The following is a 17,124-nucleotide window of genomic DNA, read 5'->3' on the forward strand; positions in this document are numbered from 1 at the left end:
TTTGTGCAACCGAGTTAAATGTGACCTGCGTTGCAAGCTTAAAAATGAATAAATTGTTAAAAAAAGAAAGAGGGAGTCTGACGGGGAAAACCATCTGGATTTATTTTCTCTGCGGTAGTTAACACTTTTAAAAGGTGCAACCGCAAAAAATGTGAGAGAGTGCAACCTGGAGAAAAATAGTATCCCTCTGCAATCAAATTTGATGTAAATGGTGTGTTAAATCGATTGTGAATAACCACCGCTTCCGGCAGGATACGGTCGCCCTGGTAAACATAACACCCTTGCCACGTTCCGGCAGGGTACAAAACGGCACGCTACGGTAGTGCCAATAAATAAATTTGGAGAACCTTGATGGCTATTAGCACACCGATGTTGGTGACATTCTGTGTCTATATTTTTGGCATGATATTGATTGGGTTTATCGCCTGGCGCTCAACCAAAAACTTTGATGACTATATTCTTGGTGGTCGCAGCCTGGGGCCGTTTGTTACGGCTTTATCAGCCGGCGCGTCGGATATGAGCGGCTGGCTGTTAATGGGGCTGCCTGGCGCTATCTTTCTGTCGGGGATCTCTGAAAGCTGGATCGCCATTGGCCTGACGTTAGGCGCATGGATTAACTGGAAGCTGGTGGCCGGGCGCCTGCGCGTGCATACCGAATTTAACAATAACGCGCTCACGCTACCGGACTATTTTACCGGTCGGTTTGAAGATAAGAGCCGAGTCCTGCGTATTATTTCCGCGCTGGTCATTCTGCTGTTTTTCACCATCTATTGCGCATCAGGTATTGTCGCTGGGGCACGACTGTTCGAAAGCACCTTCGGTATGAGCTATGAAACCGCACTGTGGGCGGGGGCCGCGGCAACCATTATTTATACGTTTATAGGCGGGTTTCTTGCCGTTAGCTGGACGGATACCGTTCAGGCCAGCCTGATGATTTTTGCGTTAATCCTGACGCCGGTGATGGTTATTGTCGGCGTAGGCGGTTTTAGCGAGTCGCTGGAGGTGATCAAGCAAAAGAGCATCGAGAATGTCGACATGCTCAAGGGGCTGAATTTTGTCGCTATTATTTCTCTGATGGGCTGGGGACTGGGTTACTTCGGTCAGCCGCATATCCTGGCGCGCTTTATGGCGGCGGATTCCCATCACAGTATTGTTCATGCGCGTCGTATCAGTATGACCTGGATGATTCTGTGTCTGGCGGGCGCGGTGGCGGTGGGCTTCTTTGGCATTGCGTACTTTAACAATAACCCCGCGCTGGCCGGGGCGGTGAATCAAAACTCAGAACGCGTATTTATTGAACTGGCGCAGATCCTGTTTAACCCGTGGATTGCCGGTGTTCTGCTGTCTGCTATCCTGGCGGCGGTGATGTCGACGTTGAGCTGTCAGTTGCTGGTATGCTCCAGCGCGATTACGGAAGATTTATATAAGGCTTTTCTGCGTAAAAGCGCCAGCCAGCAAGAGCTGGTATGGGTAGGGCGAGTGATGGTGCTGGTGGTAGCGCTGATCGCCATTGCGCTGGCGGCGAACCCCGATAACCGTGTGCTGGGGCTGGTGAGCTACGCCTGGGCTGGATTCGGCGCGGCATTTGGACCTGTTGTCCTGTTTTCTGTGATGTGGTCGCGTATGACACGTAACGGCGCGCTGGCGGGAATGATTATTGGCGCGGTGACGGTTATCGTCTGGAAACAATATGGTTGGCTGGATCTGTATGAGATCATCCCTGGCTTCATTTTCGGCAGCCTGGGGATCGTAATCTTTAGCCTGCTTGGCAAAGCGCCGACAGCAGCGATGCAGGAACGCTTTGCAAAAGCGGACGCGCATTATCATTCCGCGCCGCCATCGAAGCTACAGGCGGAATAACCGACATGTCCGATAGCATTATTGCCATCGGACATATTTTACCAGGCGGCGTTATACGCCTGCCTGGTCCTCTGATAAGTCCCGGACCGATTGACTGAAGATGTTCAGGTAAATGAGGACGCTCTCTCAAACTATTTTTAGCCCTTGAGCGCCGTTAACGCGGCCGTAATACGTCTCGAGTAATCACTAACTGGCCATATATGAAATCGCCTGTTAATGGTACCAATAGCCTTGACGCAATAGGGTAATGACAAAAATTAAAACGAGTCAGCGTTACTGGCGTAAGTATGCCGCACAAAATTTTGCATAAATAATGCCGTTTTAGTGATGGGAGAGAGGATACGTTAATTACTCCATTTTAACCTTTTATATGTTGAATATTCAATGGCTTATGGGTAGTTTCACCATTAATACCCGCAGTAGCTAATGATTATCTTTTTTAGTCTCCTGCCGATGAAATAATCGTGTAATCTTTCTGTAAGAGACTGACAATGACGCAATAATGTCTGGTTAATACTTGGTGAATATATTGTTGCATTATTGATGTTTTGTGTTGTACTTAGTAGTAATAGCGGTAGTTCCCCGGCAGTGATGGTCACTCACTATGGAGATCGCGAATGGTAATGTCCGCACCAGGACACATTGTTTACAGTAGTTACAACACCCTGTACGGACATTCTCTCTCCGGTGGCGGTCTTGTCACCTTAAAAGCTCTCATCATTTCCCTTACTGTCCATACCCATGACGTCATATGTGGTGCGCGTAGCCGTGTGTGGCGTCGTTTCAAAAAGCAAGCTAAGGCTTACAAGGAAGCCAACCCTCAGATGTGTGTGCGCATAATCGCGTTCAAGAGAACGCGGGTGATGTATACCTACAACTCAAGGTGCTATCCATGGGAAGACAAAAAGCAGTGATCAAAGCTCGTCGTGAAGCAAAGCGTGTGTTGAGACGAGATTCGCGTAGTCATAAGCAACGTGAAGAAGAATCGGTCACGTCACTGGTACAGATGGGCGGAGTAGAAGCCATTGGCATGGCGCGCGATAGTCGCGATACCTCTCCTGTTAAGGCGCGAAATGAAGCACAGGCGCATTATCTGAACGCTATCGACAGTAAACAGCTTATTTTTGCGACCGGCGAAGCCGGCTGCGGAAAAACATGGATCAGTGCGGCAAAGGCGGCAGAAGCATTGATTCATAAGGACGTCGAGAGGATCATTGTGACGCGTCCGGTATTGCAGGCTGATGAAGATCTTGGTTTTTTGCCCGGTGATATCGCTGAAAAATTCGCGCCTTATTTTCGTCCCGTCTACGATGTCCTGCTTAAACGGTTGGGCGCGTCCTTTATGCAATATTGTTTGCGCCCGGAAATCGGTAAGGTAGAAATTGCCCCGTTCGCCTATATGCGTGGGCGTACTTTTGAAAATGCGGTCGTGATCCTCGACGAGGCGCAAAATGTGACTGCGGCGCAAATGAAAATGTTTTTGACGCGACTAGGCGAAAATGTCACGGTCATTGTCAATGGCGATATTACGCAATGCGACCTGCCGCGCGGCGTGCGTTCCGGATTGAGCGATGCGTTGGAACGCTTTGAAGAAGATGTAATGGTAGGGATTGTGCATTTCAACAAAGACGACTGCGTGCGCTCGGCGCTTTGTCAGCGAACGCTCCACGCATACAGCTAATATAGCATTGACTTTCAGAGCCCGGGAGACCGGGCTTTGTTGTCTATAAAGCGTCCAGCAGACTCATGGACAAAAAAGGAAAATGACGCCTGTACGTGAAGGGAATTATTTTGTCATGTCCAGGGCATTCATTGTCCGTAATTTGCTTTCTCGGGCCTGTTCCGGCGAGGACTGTACAAGAAGGGTATAGAGCAGGTCAAAGACGAAAAGCTGCGCGGCTTTCGTACCGATCGAGTCACCCTGCAACATTCCTTGCCGATTACCATTGATCAGGCAAAAATCGGCCTCTTCACATAATGGAGAACCCAGATTATGGGTAATGGCGACTGTGGTGGCGCCAGCCTGTCGGGCCAATCGGAGTGAATGCACTGTTTCTGGCGATGTGCCCGAGTGACTGACACCCATCGCGACATCGCCTGCTTTTAATAGCGTAGCCTGCATGTACATAAAATGGTTATTGCTTACCGCATCGCCCCGTAAACCAATACGCATTAGCTTGTGTTTCATATCCAGCGCCGTGATCCCCGATGAGCCCACACCAAAGATATAAACTGAGTGACAGTGACGTAGGGCGTCCACGACACCGAGAACCTGTTGCATATCAAGCAGATTTAGCGTTTCAGATAATACATTACTAATGGTGTTCTGCAATTTTAAACCAATGGCGTGGGCATCGTCGGATTCGCTAACTTCGGCATCCAGTAGAGGACTACTGTCATCAGACTCGGTAGTGGCAAGTTCAATGGCCAGGTCCATTTTAAAATCCTGAAAACCTTTATAGCCCAGGGTGCGACAAAAGCGAATAACCGTGGCTTCTCCGGCCTGTGTGTCGCGCGACAAATCGGCAATAGATGACTGTGTCACCTGTCTGGGGAAGGCTAAAATATATTGCGCAATACGCTGGGAGGCACGTGTCAGGCTTTTTTGCATAGCACCCAGAGTGTCAAGGATTTTTCCGGGTTTAAGACGTGGGGGTTGAGGCTCCATATAGTTCCTGCTCTTGAGGGCTGATTGCGGCACAAAGCCTGCAATATCGAACAGAGCAGAGCCTATCAAGTCTGCGGCATGAAAAAAAGCGCGATGTAAGTAAAGGAGGGGGAATATTTACATCGCGTTGCCAACTTATGACAGAACATCACTGGAGAGTAATCTGTTTGCTCTTACGGTGTTTATAGCGCGCCATCTGTCGGATGGTTTATATCTGGCCCGGTATTGTCGCCCCGGGCGTTGGCGTCACCGTGTGCTGTGTCGGTATAGCGTGGTATCATGAAATCATAATGTCACCTTTGGTTCAGGTTTTTCATCCAGCGTCAATGGCGGTGCCGGGGCAAATAACGGGGCGAAAATAACGCCGCTGATCACCACGCTTAGCGAGCCAATGACCCCATAAAAGAAGAAGTTAAGGTCAGTGGCATAGCGTGCGCCCAGCACGGTAATGACGCTGATAATAATTCCTAAAACCGCACTCCCGGCATTTGCTCGTTTAAAGAAAATGCCCAGCATGAACAGACCGGTCATTGGCCCTCCCATCAGACCTATCAGACTATTAAATGCATCCCAGATTTCTGATTCATCGGCCATGACCAGCCATACCGAGGCCGCGCTACTTATCAGGCCCGCGACCAGAATAACTAACTTAGCTATTTTCATACGGTTTTCTGGCGTTCTTTTTTTATGACTCAAACGCTGATAGATATCGGAATTAAAACAACTGGAAATGCTGTTTAAGCTGCTGGAGATGCTGGACTGCGCGGCAGCGAAAATAGCGGCGATTATCAACCCTGCAATGCCGACTGGCATTTCGGTGACCACGAATAAGGGTAAAATGCCGCCAGTGTTGAATCCCGCCGGTAATAATTGTGGATGTTGCTGATAGTAGACAAACAATGCCGAGCCGATAGCAAAAAAGAAAACAGGGATCACAGCAACCAGTTTGGCATTTGTAAGTAATGTTTTCTTCGTTTCCTCTATGGAGTCAGTCACGATATAGCGTTGGACCACATCCTGACTGGCAGTAAATTGCTGAATATTGGCAAACAGAAAACCAATCATCAATACAGGTACTGTGCTTTCCGTCCAGCTCCAGTGGAACTGCGTAGCCGGAAAGAATTTATCCGCCTGCTGCGTCACCGTAAAAATTTCACCAATGCCGCCCTGGACTTTGAGACATATCACTATAAAAATCAGTATCGCGCTGCCAGAAAGTAAGAGGCCTTGAATAACATCAGTCCATATTACTCCTTCAATTCCACCCATCCAGGTATAAATGATACACATCACGCTAATCAACAGTACCAAAATCACCGGGTCTATAGCGATGAAGGGGCGCAAGGCCAGCACGGTGAGGAAAGTGATAATGGCGATACGTCCGATATGAAACAACATAAATGACATGCTGGCGAATAGACGGCAGCGCACATCGAACCGTGCTTCGAGATATTCATAGGCTGATGTGACTTTCAATTTCCGAAAAAACGGAATATAGAAATAAAAAACCAGCGGTAAAATTGCGATAGCCAGATACTGACCAATGATAAACGTCCAGTCGGAAGTAAACGCTTTGGCAGGAATTGACATAAATGTAATTGAGCTTAACGTAGTAGCAAATACACTGACCCCAGCCGCCCAACCAGGAACCCGGCCACCACCGCGAAAATAATCGTCTGCTGTTTTTTGCCGTCTGGAAAAATAGACACCGACTAACATCATGGCCAGGAGGTAGCCAAATAATACAAGATAGTTAACGATGCCGAAAGAATGTGTAATCATAGTTCTTTCCTGCTTATGGTTTTGAGTAGAGTTGCGGTCATCGTCTGTGTATTTTTATCTTCCCATCATTCAGACGATACGATATTCAGATCAAGTAATAGTTTTTGTTACTCTCAATGACGGTAATCATGAGATGTAAAAGGCAGAGCATTTATGCTCCACCAATGGTGATGCCCAGACGTATGTCCTGCCGGATACCTGAAATAGCAGATATCCGATATTGCGTTCAAACAGGCTTCAGGCCTGGGGATCGTATTTGCCGATAGCATTATTAACGTCGGATTATTATCTGAGACATAAATATCAATAGTAAGCGTGTTCATTTTCTTTTCCTGTTCAGCGTTTTACTGCGTGACTGAACCACTGACAGATATGCTCGATACGGGTGATAGCGGAACCAACGGTAACTGCCCAGGCACCATGCTCAATAGCATTGGCCGCCAGTGCAGGCGTGTTATAGCGCCCCTCGGCAATAACACGACAACCTGCATGGCTCAGTTGTGTCACCATTGCCAAATCTGGCTCAACCGGCGTGATGGGGCCGGTATAGCCAGACAGTGTTGTACCAATGAATTCGATTCCTTTCTGATGGCAACTTATGCCTTCATTCACGGTTGAACAGTCTGCCATCGCCAGTAATCCATGCAGGCGAATACGTGTCAGTAAACTATCAATATCAACCGGGCGAGAGCGGAATGAGGCATCAAAAGCGATAATATCGGCACCTGCCTGCGCCAGGGCGTCAACATCCTGTAAATAGGGAGTGATACGGACTGGCGACCCTGTAAGGTCACGTTTAATTATCCCAATAATAGGAACAGAAAGATGGGGACGAACAGCCCGCAGATTCTCAATGCCTTCAATGCGCACAGCGACCGCACCCGCCGAAGCCGCTGCCTGTGCCATTGCAGCCACAATTTCAGGTTTATCCATAGGGCTGCCTGGTACCGGTTGGCATGAGACAATCAGCCCACCGTTTTCGTGTACACTTTGTTCCAGCCTGGCTAATAGTAACATCCAGTTCCGCCTTATATATTTTGAAGTTTTACTCCGTTTTATATTATGTTGTGGAGTGTTGCTGCATCAAGCAAAAAGATAGAAAAATGTGAACACAGTCATAAGGTATGTTTGTCATTCAATTACTGCGCCAGCGGATTTGAGGCTATAACCTGAAGCTACAAGACAAATACAATTCACTCTGATGGCAGCATGCTGTATTTTATTAACTGCTTCCGGCATAAAGATAAAATGCTCAGAAGGAGCTTATACGCCACGGGATAGCCAGTATGAAATGCATCACATAATTCTTGTTGTATTTATTCGAATGCTATCACTAATGAGTTTGACCATAACAGGTCACCCATAATCACTTCTAACATCACCATGGTGTGCTTTTACCTCGCACATGATAACCCCATGTAATTATTTTTAGCGCTTGGTCACATTTTGTCATTATCATTGTTGAAATTGCGCACCATAAGATCACTAATGATGAAGCTTTACTCCAATTGTATTTCTTCGCATGGGGATGCAGATGAAAAATTTTAAGAAAATGATGACGCTAATGGCGCTATGTTTATCAGTCGCTATCACCACATCAGGATATGCAACGACGCTTCCTGATATACCAGAACCACTGAAAAATGGTACTGGCGCTATTGATAATAATGGCGTGATTTATGTCGGCCTAGGTACCGCAGGGACATCCTGGTATAAAATTGATCTTAAAAAGCAACATAAAGACTGGGAGCGTATAAAGTCGTTTCCTGGTGGAGCTCGTGAGCAATCCGTGTCGGTATTTTTAAATGATGAGCTTTATGTTTTTGGTGGCGTAGGGAAAAAAAACAGTGAATCACCGTTGCAGGTTTATAGCGATGTGTACAAATACTCACCAGTGAAAAATACATGGCAAAAAGTTGACACTATATCTCCAGTTGGATTAACAGGGCATACGGGAGTAAAATTAAACGAAACGATGGTACTTATTACCGGAGGGGTTAATGAGCATATCTTTGATAAGTATTTTATTGATATAGCGGCTGCGGCTGCGGATGAAAGTGAAAAAAATAAAGTCATCTATAATTATTTTAATAAACCTGCCAAAGATTATTTTTTTAATAAAATCGTATTTATCTACAATGCTAAAGAGAACACATGGAAGAATGCTGGTGAGCTGCCAGACGCGGGGACGGCAGGATCGTCATCGGTAATGGAAAATAATTTCCTGATGCTGATTAATGGTGAGCTCAAACCGGGTTTACGTACCGATGTGATTTACCGCGCCATGTGGGATAACGACAAGCTAACATGGTTGAAGAACAGCCAGTTACCGCCATCGCCTGGAGAACAACAGCAAGAAGGGTTGGCCGGAGCATTTTCGGGCTATAGTCACGGTGTCCTGCTTGTCGGTGGTGGCGCGAATTTTCCGGGAGCAAAACAAAATTATACCAATGGAAAGTTTTATTCCCACGAAGGAATAAATAAAAAATGGCGAGATGAAGTCTATGGTTTGGTTAATGGCCATTGGCAATATATGGGTAGAATGAAACAACCTCTCGGCTATGGTGTATCAGTAAGTTATGGTGATGAAGTTTTCCTTATTGGTGGTGAAAATGCTAAAGGGAAACCTGTTTCGTCTGTAACCTCCTTTACCATGCGTGATGGTAATTTATTAATAAAATAATTTTTTAAATACAAAAATAAAGTTAATTGATGAGCGGAGTATTTTATGAAAATCAACAAATATCTTCTGGGTATGGTTTCGTTTATAGCATTTTCATCATATCTACAAGCGGCAACCCTTGATTATCGGCATGAATATGCTGATAGAACCAGAATTAATAAAGACCGTATTGCTATAATTGAAAAGCTTCCTAACGGCATTGGTTTTTATGTCGATGCCAGCGTTAAATCGGGAGGAGTAGATGGTGAGCAGGATAAGCATTTAAGCGATCTCGTCGCAAACGCTATAGAACTGGGCGTAAGTTATAATTATAAAGTTACGGACAATTTTGTTTTGCAGCCTGGATTTATATTTGAAAGCGGTCCAGACACTTCAATTTATAAGCCTTATTTAAGGGGGCAATATAATTTTGATTCTGGTGTTTATATGGCTGGTCGTTACCGTTATGACTATGCAAGGAAGACAGCTAACTATAGTGATGATGAGAAAACGAATAGATTTGATACTTATATAGGTTATGTTTTTGATGAGTTGAAATTAGAATATAACTTTACCTGGATGGATAGCGATCAAATTAAATTTGATAACAAAAAAACAAACTATGAACATAATGTGGCTTTAGCCTGGAAACTGAATAAGTCATTTACACCATACGTTGAGGTCGGAAATGTAGCGGTGAGAAATAATACCGATGAGAGACAGACCCGTTATCGCGTTGGATTACAATACCACTTTTGAGAAAGGTTAAAGAGTTACTGTACTAATCTTTGCTTAGTATTCATGTCGATAATCTTATAGCCCGTGGCTACGTTACAGAACGTTAGACTTTGTCTTGAGTATTCACGTCCTTAACGTAGCTACGAATAAGGATGGTAAACAATGAATATACGTCTTACATAGCTACGATCTCAGGCGGTTGTCGGAAAGTGCCGGTTGATTGTGTCTTATTCGGCAATTGATATGACTTAAAAATTAATTCCGTAAGCATTTCAGACGGTAACAGCAAATAAGGGTTTTATTGTGATAGCAAAATTCTTCCCGTGGTATAGCGAGATAACTCGTCCACAAAAAAATGCTTTATTTTCAGCATGGCTGGGTTACGTTTTTGATGGCTTCGACTTTATGCTGATTTTCTACATTATGTATCTGATCAAGGCTGACTTAGGATTGACAGATATGGAGGGCGCATTCCTTGCCACAGCGGCCTTTATTGGGCGACCATTTGGCGGGGCGCTATTTGGTCTGCTGGCAGACAAATTTGGCCGTAAGCCGTTAATGATGTGGTCGATAGTTGCCTATTCTGTAGGTACAGGGTTAAGTGGCCTGGCTTCCGGTGTAATTATGCTGACGCTTAGTCGCTTCATTGTCGGTATGGGGATGGCGGGGGAGTATGCTTGCGCTTCTACTTATGCCGTGGAAAGTTGGCCAAAGCATTTAAAATCTAAAGCGAGCGCATTTCTGGTTTCAGGTTTCGGTATTGGTAACATCATAGCAGCCTATTTTATGCCGTCATTTGCCGAAGCGTATGGTTGGCGTGCTGCTTTTTTTGTCGGTTTGCTACCCGTTCTTTTAGTAATCTACATCCGGGCCAGGGCTCCTGAATCTAAAGAGTGGGAAGAAGCTAAACTCAGTGGTCCCGGAAAGCATTCACAAAGTGCCTGGTCAGTTTTCTCTTTGTCAATGAAAGGGCTATTTAATCGAGCTCAATTTCCACTGACATTATGTGTATTTATTGTTCTGTTCTCTATTTTCGGCGCAAACTGGCCGATCTTTGGTCTACTGCCTACATATTTGACGGGAGAGGGCTTTGATACGGGCGTGGTCTCTAATTTAATGACGGCGGCGGCATTCGGCACTGTATTGGGAAATATCGTTTGGGGTCTGTGCGCAGATAGAATTGGTTTGAAGAAAACGTTCAGCATTGGTCTTCTCATGTCCTTTTTATTCATTTTCCCGTTATTCAGAATTCCGCAAGATAATTATTTACTGCTGGGCGCATGTTTATTCGGTTTAATGGCGACTAACGTAGGTGTTGGCGGGTTGGTTCCCAAATTTCTCTACGACTACTTTCCTCTTGAGGTTCGTGGTTTGGGTACCGGGCTGATTTATAATCTTGCTGCGACATCAGGCACATTCAATTCAATGGCGGCGACCTGGCTTGGAATAACAATGGGGCTAGGCGCTGCGCTAACGTTCATTGTTGCTTTCTGGACCGCAACAATTCTACTCATTATTGGCCTATCCATTCCGGATAGACTAAAAGCACGTCGTGAAAGTTTTCAATCAACAAAAGAATTTTAATAGAGGATAAATGATGACGAAATACGGTGTTGTAGGTACAGGTTATTTTGGCGCTGAACTGGCGCGATTTATGTCTAAGGTTGAAGGGGCGAAAATCACTGCGATTTACGATCCGGTAAATGCGGCTCCGATAGCGAAAGAGTTGAACTGTGTCGCCACTGCAACGATGGAGGCGCTTTGTTCCCATCCTGATGTGGATTGCGTAATTATTGCTTCACCAAATTACTTACATAAAGCGCCAGTCATTGCGGCGGCTAAAGCGGGTAAACACGTGTTTTGTGAAAAACCTATCGCCTTAAATTACCAGGATTGTAAGGATATGGTTGATGCCTGCAAAGAAGCTGGTGTTACCTTTATGGCGGGTCACGTTATGAACTTTTTTCACGGGGTTCGCCACGCTAAAGCGCTCATCAAAGCTGGTGAAATTGGTGAAGTTACACAAGTTCACACTAAACGTAATGGTTTTGAAGACGTGCAGGATGAGATCTCATGGAAGAAGATTCGCGCAAAGTCAGGTGGGCATCTGTACCATCACATTCACGAGCTAGATTGTACACTGTTCATCATGGATGAAACCCCATCCCTGGTTTCAATGGCGGCGGGGAATGTTGCGCACAAAGGTGAAAAATTTGGTGATGAAGATGATGTTGTCCTGATCACCCTTGAGTTTGAAAGCGGTCGTTTCGCGACACTTCAGTGGGGATCATCGTTCCACTACCCTGAGCACTATGTATTAATTGAGGGCACGACAGGTGCAATTCTCATTGATATGCAAAACACGGCGGGTTATCTAATAAAAGCGGGCAAAAAAACACACTTTCTTGTGCATGAAAGCCAGGCGGAGGATGATGATCGTCGCAACGGTAACATATCCAGCGAGATGGATGGCGCAATCGCTTATGGTAAACCCGGTAAACGTACGCCGATGTGGCTCTCATCAATTATGAAACTGGAGATGCAGTACTTGCATGATGTGATAAACGGTCTGGAGCCAGGCGAGGAGTTTGCTAAATTGCTAACGGGAGAAGCGGCGACAAATGCCATTGCTACCGCTGATGCTGCGACGCTTTCCTCAAACGAGGGGCGCAAAGTAAAACTCACTGAAATTCTTGGCTAAAATGGGAAGCCGGATGGTGGTGTTATTACCCGGTGGCGCTGCGCTTATGTAGACCGGATAAGGCGCCCGTGAACTGTGCCGCCATCCGGCAATGGACGGGTCACATATAAGCAAAAAGCCCGTACTTCTGTACAGGCTCTCAACTTAAATATGGCGGTGAGGGGGGGATTCGAACCCCCGATACGTTGCCGTATACACACTTTCCAGGCGTGCTCCTTCAGCCACTCGGACACCTCACCAAATTGTCGCTCCAGCATTACTGGAACGGGCGCTAATGTAGGGAAATATCCTTTCTACGTCAATCAACTTTTTTAAAAAAAAGCGCGTTTATACAAACTTCCACCAATCTGTGGCTTTAATAAGCGAAAACTGCTTTTTTTGCCCGCGCCGGGAAATTTGCTATGCTGCACATCCCGTTGAAAACGCTGATAACAGGCGCAATCACATTCCGCACTATACTGCTCAGGAGATAACATGGAGATAATTTTTTATCACCCGACATTTAACGCCGCCTGGTGGGTAAATGCGCTGGAGAAGTCTCTCCCACATGCGCGCGTTCGTGAATGGAAGGTCGGTGATAACAACCCCGCAGACTATGCGCTTGTATGGCAGCCCCCGGTTGAAATGCTGGCCGGAAGACGCTTAAAAGCCGTCTTTGCGCTGGGCGCGGGGGTGGATGCAATTCTGAGTAAATTAAATGCGCATCCGGAAATGCTGGACGCCTCCATTCCTCTATTCCGTCTGGAAGATACCGGAATGGGCCTGCAAATGCAGGAATATGCCGTAAGTCAGGTCTTACACTGGTTCCGCCGTTTCGATGATTATCAGGCGCTGAAAAATCAGGCGCTATGGAAACCGTTGCCGGAATATACCCGCGAAGAGTTTAGCGTCGGTATCATGGGCGCAGGGGTGCTGGGCGCAAAAGTGGCAGAAAGTCTACAGGCATGGGGGTTCCCGTTACGTTGCTGGAGTCGTAGCCGCAAATCCTGGCCTGGCGTGGAAAGTTATGTTGGGCGTGAAGAGCTGCACGCTTTCCTGAACCAGACGCGGGTGCTGATTAATCTGCTGCCGAATACGGCCCAAACGGTAGGAATTATTAATAGCGAATTGTTGGATCAATTGCCGGATGGCGCTTACGTGTTGAATCTCGCGCGCGGCGTGCATGTTCAGGAGGCGGATCTGCTGGCTGCGCTTGATAGCGGTAAGCTAAAAGGCGCGATGTTGGATGTCTTTAGCCAGGAACCGTTACCGCAGGAAAGTCCATTATGGCGCCATCCGCGAGTCGCCATGACGCCGCACATTGCGGCAGTCACCCGTCCAGCGGAAGCCATCGATTATATTAGCCGCACCATTACCCAGCTGGAGAAGGGAGAGCCGGTGACGGGGCAGGTGGATCGGGCGAGAGGATATTGACATCAACCCGGCGCGGGCCGGGTTTCGCTAAAAAACGCTGGCGATACCTGCTATCCTTGTCGGAAATGACTACAGGAGAGAGCAATGTATCCCGTTGACCTGCATATGCATACCGTCGCCAGCACTCATGCCTACAGTACTCTGAGCGATTATATCGCGGAAGCCAAACGCAAAGGTATTAAACTTTTTGCGATTACCGATCATGGTCCGGACATGGAAGATGCGCCGCATCACTGGCATTTTATTAACATGCGCATCTGGCCGCGTCTGGTTGACGGCGTGGGGATACTGCGTGGCATTGAGGCGAATATCAAGAACATTAACGGTGAAATTGATTGTTCCGGAAAGATGTTCGACTCGCTGGATCTGATTATCGCAGGCTTCCATGAGCCCGTTTTTGCGCCACATGATAAAGAAACCAATACCCAGGCGATGATCGCGACCATCGCCAGCGGCAAGGTGCATATAATTAGTCACCCCGGAAATCCAAAGTATCCAGTGGAGGTTAAAGCCATCGCGCAGGCGGCGGCGAAACACCATGTAGCGCTGGAAATCAACAACTCTTCTTTTCTGCATTCGCGTAAAGGAAGCGAAGATAATTGCCGCGCGGTCGCTGCCGCCGTACGCGATGCGGGAGGCTGGGTAGCGTTAGGCTCTGATTCCCATACGGCCTTTACGCTTGGCGATTTCACCGAATGCCGGAAAATTCTGGATGCGGTGAATTTTCCGGAAGATCGAATCCTGAACGTCTCGCCGCAGCGCTTACTGGCCTTTCTCGAATCACGCGGTATGGCGCCTGTACCGGAATTTGCCGAACTTTAATCGTTATTTATGGGAAGATATCAATGAATGAGTTTTCAATCCTGTGCCGTGTGCTGGGATCGTTGTTTTACCGCCAACCGCAAGATCCTTTACTGGTTCCGCTGTTTACGTTAATCCGTGAAGGTAAACTGGCGGCAAACTGGCCGCTGGAGCAGGATGACATGCTGGCGCGTTTACAGAAAAGCTGCGATATCACGCAGATTTCCACTGATTACAATGCGTTATTTGTTGGGGAAGAGTGCGCGGTAGCGCCATACCGCAGTGCGTGGGTCGAAGGCGCGGAAGAGTCTGAGGTGCGCGCTTTTTTAACGTCGCGAGGGATGCCGCTGGCCGATACGCCTGCCGATCACATTGGCACTTTATTGCTCGCGGCCTCCTGGCTGGAAGATCAGTCTGCCGAAGATGAAAGTGAAGCGCTGGAAACCTTATTTGCCGATTATCTGCTTCCCTGGTGCAATACCTTCCTCGGTAAAGTTGAAGCCCATGCCGTTACGCCATTCTGGCGCACTCTGGCGCCGCTAACGCGTGATGCGATAGGGGCCATGTGGGATGAACTTCAGGAAGAAGATGAAGAATAATGTGATGTAAATCACCATTAACTGCAACGAGTTTTACATCATTGCATAAAATGTGTGCGCGATCTCATTAATGTGCCGCTTTTCTGTTATGATGCGCGCCATGAACATACTTCTTTCTATTGCTATCACGACGGGCATCCTTTCTGGAATATGGGGATGGGTGGCCGTCTCCCTGGGGTTACTAAGCTGGGCCGGTTTTTTAGGCTGTACGGCTTATTTCGCCTGTCCGAAGGGCGGCTTTAAGGGATTGTTGATTTCCGCCTGTACGCTGTTAAGCGGTATGGTGTGGGCGCTGGTCATTATTCACGGTAGCGCGCTGGCGCCGCATCTGGAAATTGTCAGTTACGTGTTGACGGGGATCGTGGCATTCCTGATGTGTATCCAGGCAAAGCAGCTATTGCTTTCTTTTGTTCCGGGAACATTTATCGGCGCCTGCGCGACATTTGCAGGGCAGGGTGACTGGCGGTTGGTATTACCGTCGCTGGCGCTGGGGCTAATCTTTGGCTATGCCATGAAAAATAGTGGGCTATGGCTGGCATCACGCCGCGAGCAACATTCAGCGAATACGGCGGTCACAAAATAAAAAAGCGTGGGGTTCTTCCCCACGCTTTGTCGTATTGATCAGGATTCTGGCGGTACTGACAGCTCACGGTATTTCACCAGAATATCATTTTGCCTGTCCGCTTTATTCTGCAAATCCCACAGTCCGCGATCGATACCATCATTAATGAGGAAGATAACGCCGGTTTCAATGGCTGACATCAGACACAGCATCACCGGTTCGTTCGAGGTATAGCCGATTTCGCCTTCCAGTAAGCGCTGGTAATCAATAAAACGGAACACGCCTGCCTGTACTTCATAGGAAAGGATCGTTTTACTGGTGTTCACCGAAGAAAGGATCTCGCCCGTACTGACGTTAACCACGCGCAGGTTGACAGCAATCTGATCCAGCTGATACTGCGTATCGGCGCCAATACCGAAATATCTTGCGCCGACCCCGCCGGATTTGACGTTACTTTCATAACCAATAATAGAACCTTCCACCATAATATTTGCAGCCGTCAGCGACTGAAGCGGGATACGGTTATTCATCGCCACGGTGCCGTTTTCCTGGGCTGCGCGAATAATTTTCCGTTCATTCAAAAGATTCTGTAAGCCTTGTCGTTCCAGCGGGATAAACCAGCGCGAATCTTTCAGCGCGGTGACCAACATAGCGGTGGCGCTCTGCGGCACAGCCGTAGAAAAGTTACTTGCCGGGTAAGGTTTAAATTGGCCCGTTTCATCCTGAATGTTATATACCGAAACAAAGATCTTACCGGTGGGAGCAGGTAAGTGCGTCAAATCTTTGTAACTTTGTGCGCGGGGCATTAATGTCGGTTTCGCAGCTTGTTTCGGCGGGGCAGTTAAGCATCCACTCAACAATAAAACGGCAACCAAAATAAGTAAGCGCGGCATGATTTATATCCTTTAGTGACTGTAGCTTAAAAATCGGTTGACTGAGTTTGTAAACCTGACACTTCGATGGTCGAGGTTCTTCCCGTTTTTCTGTCCGTGACGTTGAGCTGGAGCTGTCCGTCGCGATTAGCGATATCGATAATAAAATCGTTGGTCACCATACGTCCTGGTTTCCCGGTATTAATATTGGTCAACAAGCCGCCCAGAATTTGCGATTGAATAGCCTGCGTAAAGTTATCCAACGCTGAGGGGGTTTCGATACCAAAATCGTTATCATAAGCGGGGTCTTTATATGAATTTTGCGCCTGGGCGCTATTCAATAAAAAGGAACCGTTATTGGGGTTTCCACCAAAGTTAGGATTACGGAACTGGAACGTCATATTTCCAGCCCAGGTTAATGGCGAAAAAAGCATGAGCAGCACTACTGCATGTTTAACACGCATGA

The 17,124-nt window shown here is 47.1% G+C and carries 15 protein-coding genes and 1 tRNA gene; 10 read left to right on the top strand and 6 right to left on the bottom strand.

What is annotated here, in order from left to right; all coding sequences use genetic code 11:
* The first annotated feature begins 351 nt into the window (after positions 1 to 351).
* Both putP and phoH read left to right on the top strand, forming a co-directional pair.
* A complete protein-coding gene (putP, locus tag ACLJRS_RS01635; protein ID WP_001018467.1) occupies positions 352 to 1,860 on the top strand; it encodes a sodium/proline symporter PutP in 1,509 nt (502 codons plus the stop codon).
* An 892-nt stretch (positions 1,861 to 2,752) separates the two neighbouring features.
* A complete protein-coding gene (gene phoH / locus ACLJRS_RS01640) occupies positions 2,753 to 3,541 on the top strand; it encodes a phosphate starvation-inducible protein PhoH (RefSeq protein ID WP_410957740.1) in 789 nt (262 codons plus the stop codon).
* A gap of 105 nt (positions 3,542 to 3,646) precedes the next feature.
* On the opposite strand, the gene ACLJRS_RS01645 is transcribed toward phoH, so the two are convergent.
* The 3 genes from ACLJRS_RS01645 to ACLJRS_RS01655 all read right to left on the bottom strand — a co-directional run bounded on the left by ACLJRS_RS01645 (position 3,647) and on the right by ACLJRS_RS01655 (position 7,327).
* On the bottom strand, positions 3,647 to 4,528 hold the full coding sequence (locus ACLJRS_RS01645) for a MurR/RpiR family transcriptional regulator (RefSeq protein WP_000433673.1): 882 nt from the start codon (positions 4,526 to 4,528) through the stop codon (positions 3,647 to 3,649).
* 285 nt (positions 4,529 to 4,813) lie between these two features.
* Positions 4,814 to 6,310: a sodium:solute symporter gene (locus tag ACLJRS_RS01650; protein WP_000628085.1), complete on the bottom strand. Its 1,497-nt coding sequence runs from the start codon at positions 6,308 to 6,310 to the stop codon at positions 4,814 to 4,816.
* A 336-nt stretch (positions 6,311 to 6,646) separates the two neighbouring features.
* Entirely contained in the window at positions 6,647 to 7,327 is a 681-nt protein-coding gene (locus tag ACLJRS_RS01655) for an N-acetylmannosamine-6-phosphate 2-epimerase (protein WP_001672764.1), read from the bottom strand.
* Between the two features lie 505 nt (positions 7,328 to 7,832).
* On the opposite strand from ACLJRS_RS01655, the gene ACLJRS_RS01660 reads away from it, so the two are divergent.
* The 4 genes from ACLJRS_RS01660 (at position 7,833) to ACLJRS_RS01675 (ending at position 12,411) form a co-directional block, all read left to right on the top strand.
* A complete protein-coding gene (locus ACLJRS_RS01660) occupies positions 7,833 to 8,993 on the top strand; it encodes an N-acetylneuraminate epimerase (protein WP_410957741.1) in 1,161 nt (386 codons plus the stop codon).
* 45 nt (positions 8,994 to 9,038) lie between these two features.
* Positions 9,039 to 9,731: an oligogalacturonate-specific porin KdgM family protein gene (locus tag ACLJRS_RS01665; protein ID WP_000700610.1), complete on the top strand. Its 693-nt coding sequence runs from the start codon at positions 9,039 to 9,041 to the stop codon at positions 9,729 to 9,731.
* A 282-nt stretch (positions 9,732 to 10,013) separates the two neighbouring features.
* Positions 10,014 to 11,294 carry an MFS transporter gene (locus ACLJRS_RS01670; RefSeq protein WP_000560761.1) on the top strand — a complete coding sequence of 427 codons (1,281 nt, stop codon included), beginning with the start codon at positions 10,014 to 10,016 and terminating at the stop codon, positions 11,292 to 11,294.
* Positions 11,295 to 11,304: 10 nt separating this feature from the next.
* The gene (locus ACLJRS_RS01675; protein ID WP_000988585.1) at positions 11,305 to 12,411 is read left to right on the top strand and encodes a Gfo/Idh/MocA family protein; all 1,107 of its coding nucleotides are present in this window, start codon (positions 11,305 to 11,307) and stop codon (positions 12,409 to 12,411) included.
* Positions 12,412 to 12,562: 151 nt separating this feature from the next.
* On the opposite strand, the gene ACLJRS_RS01680 is transcribed toward ACLJRS_RS01675, so the two are convergent.
* Positions 12,563 to 12,650, bottom strand: a tRNA-Ser gene (locus tag ACLJRS_RS01680).
* Positions 12,651 to 12,885: 235 nt separating this feature from the next.
* Here ACLJRS_RS01680 and ghrA point away from each other — a divergent pair.
* From ghrA to ACLJRS_RS01700, 4 genes are all read left to right on the top strand, one after another.
* Positions 12,886 to 13,824 carry a glyoxylate/hydroxypyruvate reductase GhrA gene (gene ghrA, locus ACLJRS_RS01685; RefSeq protein WP_000402560.1) on the top strand — a complete coding sequence of 313 codons (939 nt, stop codon included), beginning with the start codon at positions 12,886 to 12,888 and terminating at the stop codon, positions 13,822 to 13,824.
* An 84-nt stretch (positions 13,825 to 13,908) separates the two neighbouring features.
* Entirely contained in the window at positions 13,909 to 14,646 is a 738-nt protein-coding gene (locus tag ACLJRS_RS01690; RefSeq protein WP_000283643.1) for a phosphatase, read from the top strand.
* A 23-nt stretch (positions 14,647 to 14,669) separates the two neighbouring features.
* The gene (locus tag ACLJRS_RS01695) at positions 14,670 to 15,224 is read left to right on the top strand and encodes a molecular chaperone (protein WP_001001883.1); all 555 of its coding nucleotides are present in this window, start codon (positions 14,670 to 14,672) and stop codon (positions 15,222 to 15,224) included.
* A gap of 100 nt (positions 15,225 to 15,324) precedes the next feature.
* Positions 15,325 to 15,807 (top strand): DUF1097 domain-containing protein, encoded by a 483-nt coding sequence (locus tag ACLJRS_RS01700; RefSeq protein ID WP_001670718.1) that lies wholly within the window; start codon positions 15,325 to 15,327, stop codon positions 15,805 to 15,807.
* A gap of 38 nt (positions 15,808 to 15,845) precedes the next feature.
* On the opposite strand, the gene csgG is transcribed toward ACLJRS_RS01700, so the two are convergent.
* Both csgG and csgF read right to left on the bottom strand, forming a co-directional pair.
* Positions 15,846 to 16,679, bottom strand: coding sequence for a curli production assembly/transport protein CsgG (csgG, locus tag ACLJRS_RS01705; protein ID WP_001137620.1), 834 nt, complete (start codon positions 16,677 to 16,679; stop codon positions 15,846 to 15,848).
* A 26-nt stretch (positions 16,680 to 16,705) separates the two neighbouring features.
* On the bottom strand, positions 16,706 to 17,122 hold the full coding sequence (gene csgF, locus ACLJRS_RS01710) for a curli production assembly/transport protein CsgF (RefSeq protein ID WP_001264073.1): 417 nt from the start codon (positions 17,120 to 17,122) through the stop codon (positions 16,706 to 16,708).
* Between the last annotated feature and the right edge of the window lie 2 nt (positions 17,123 to 17,124).

The organism is Salmonella sp. SAL00670 (genome assembly GCF_046552235.1).
Classification (GTDB): domain Bacteria; phylum Pseudomonadota; class Gammaproteobacteria; order Enterobacterales; family Enterobacteriaceae; genus Salmonella; species Salmonella enterica.

Coding starts and splice junctions, on each gene's coding strand:
- csgF (WP_001264073.1), bottom strand. CDS start 17,122: ATGCGTGTTAAACATGCAGTAGTGCTGCTCATGCTTTTTTCGCCATTA.
- ACLJRS_RS01665 (WP_000700610.1), top strand. CDS start 9,039: ATGAAAATCAACAAATATCTTCTGGGTATGGTTTCGTTTATAGCATTT.
- phoH (WP_410957740.1), top strand. CDS start 2,753: ATGGGAAGACAAAAAGCAGTGATCAAAGCTCGTCGTGAAGCAAAGCGT.
- ACLJRS_RS01660 (WP_410957741.1), top strand. CDS start 7,833: ATGGGGATGCAGATGAAAAATTTTAAGAAAATGATGACGCTAATGGCG.
- ghrA (WP_000402560.1), top strand. CDS start 12,886: ATGGAGATAATTTTTTATCACCCGACATTTAACGCCGCCTGGTGGGTA.
- ACLJRS_RS01650 (WP_000628085.1), bottom strand. CDS start 6,310: ATGATTACACATTCTTTCGGCATCGTTAACTATCTTGTATTATTTGGC.
- ACLJRS_RS01655 (WP_001672764.1), bottom strand. CDS start 7,327: ATGTTACTATTAGCCAGGCTGGAACAAAGTGTACACGAAAACGGTGGG.
- ACLJRS_RS01695 (WP_001001883.1), top strand. CDS start 14,670: ATGAATGAGTTTTCAATCCTGTGCCGTGTGCTGGGATCGTTGTTTTAC.
- ACLJRS_RS01675 (WP_000988585.1), top strand. CDS start 11,305: ATGATGACGAAATACGGTGTTGTAGGTACAGGTTATTTTGGCGCTGAA.
- putP (WP_001018467.1), top strand. CDS start 352: ATGGCTATTAGCACACCGATGTTGGTGACATTCTGTGTCTATATTTTT.
- csgG (WP_001137620.1), bottom strand. CDS start 16,679: ATGCCGCGCTTACTTATTTTGGTTGCCGTTTTATTGTTGAGTGGATGC.
- ACLJRS_RS01700 (WP_001670718.1), top strand. CDS start 15,325: ATGAACATACTTCTTTCTATTGCTATCACGACGGGCATCCTTTCTGGA.
- ACLJRS_RS01690 (WP_000283643.1), top strand. CDS start 13,909: ATGTATCCCGTTGACCTGCATATGCATACCGTCGCCAGCACTCATGCC.
- ACLJRS_RS01645 (WP_000433673.1), bottom strand. CDS start 4,528: ATGGAGCCTCAACCCCCACGTCTTAAACCCGGAAAAATCCTTGACACT.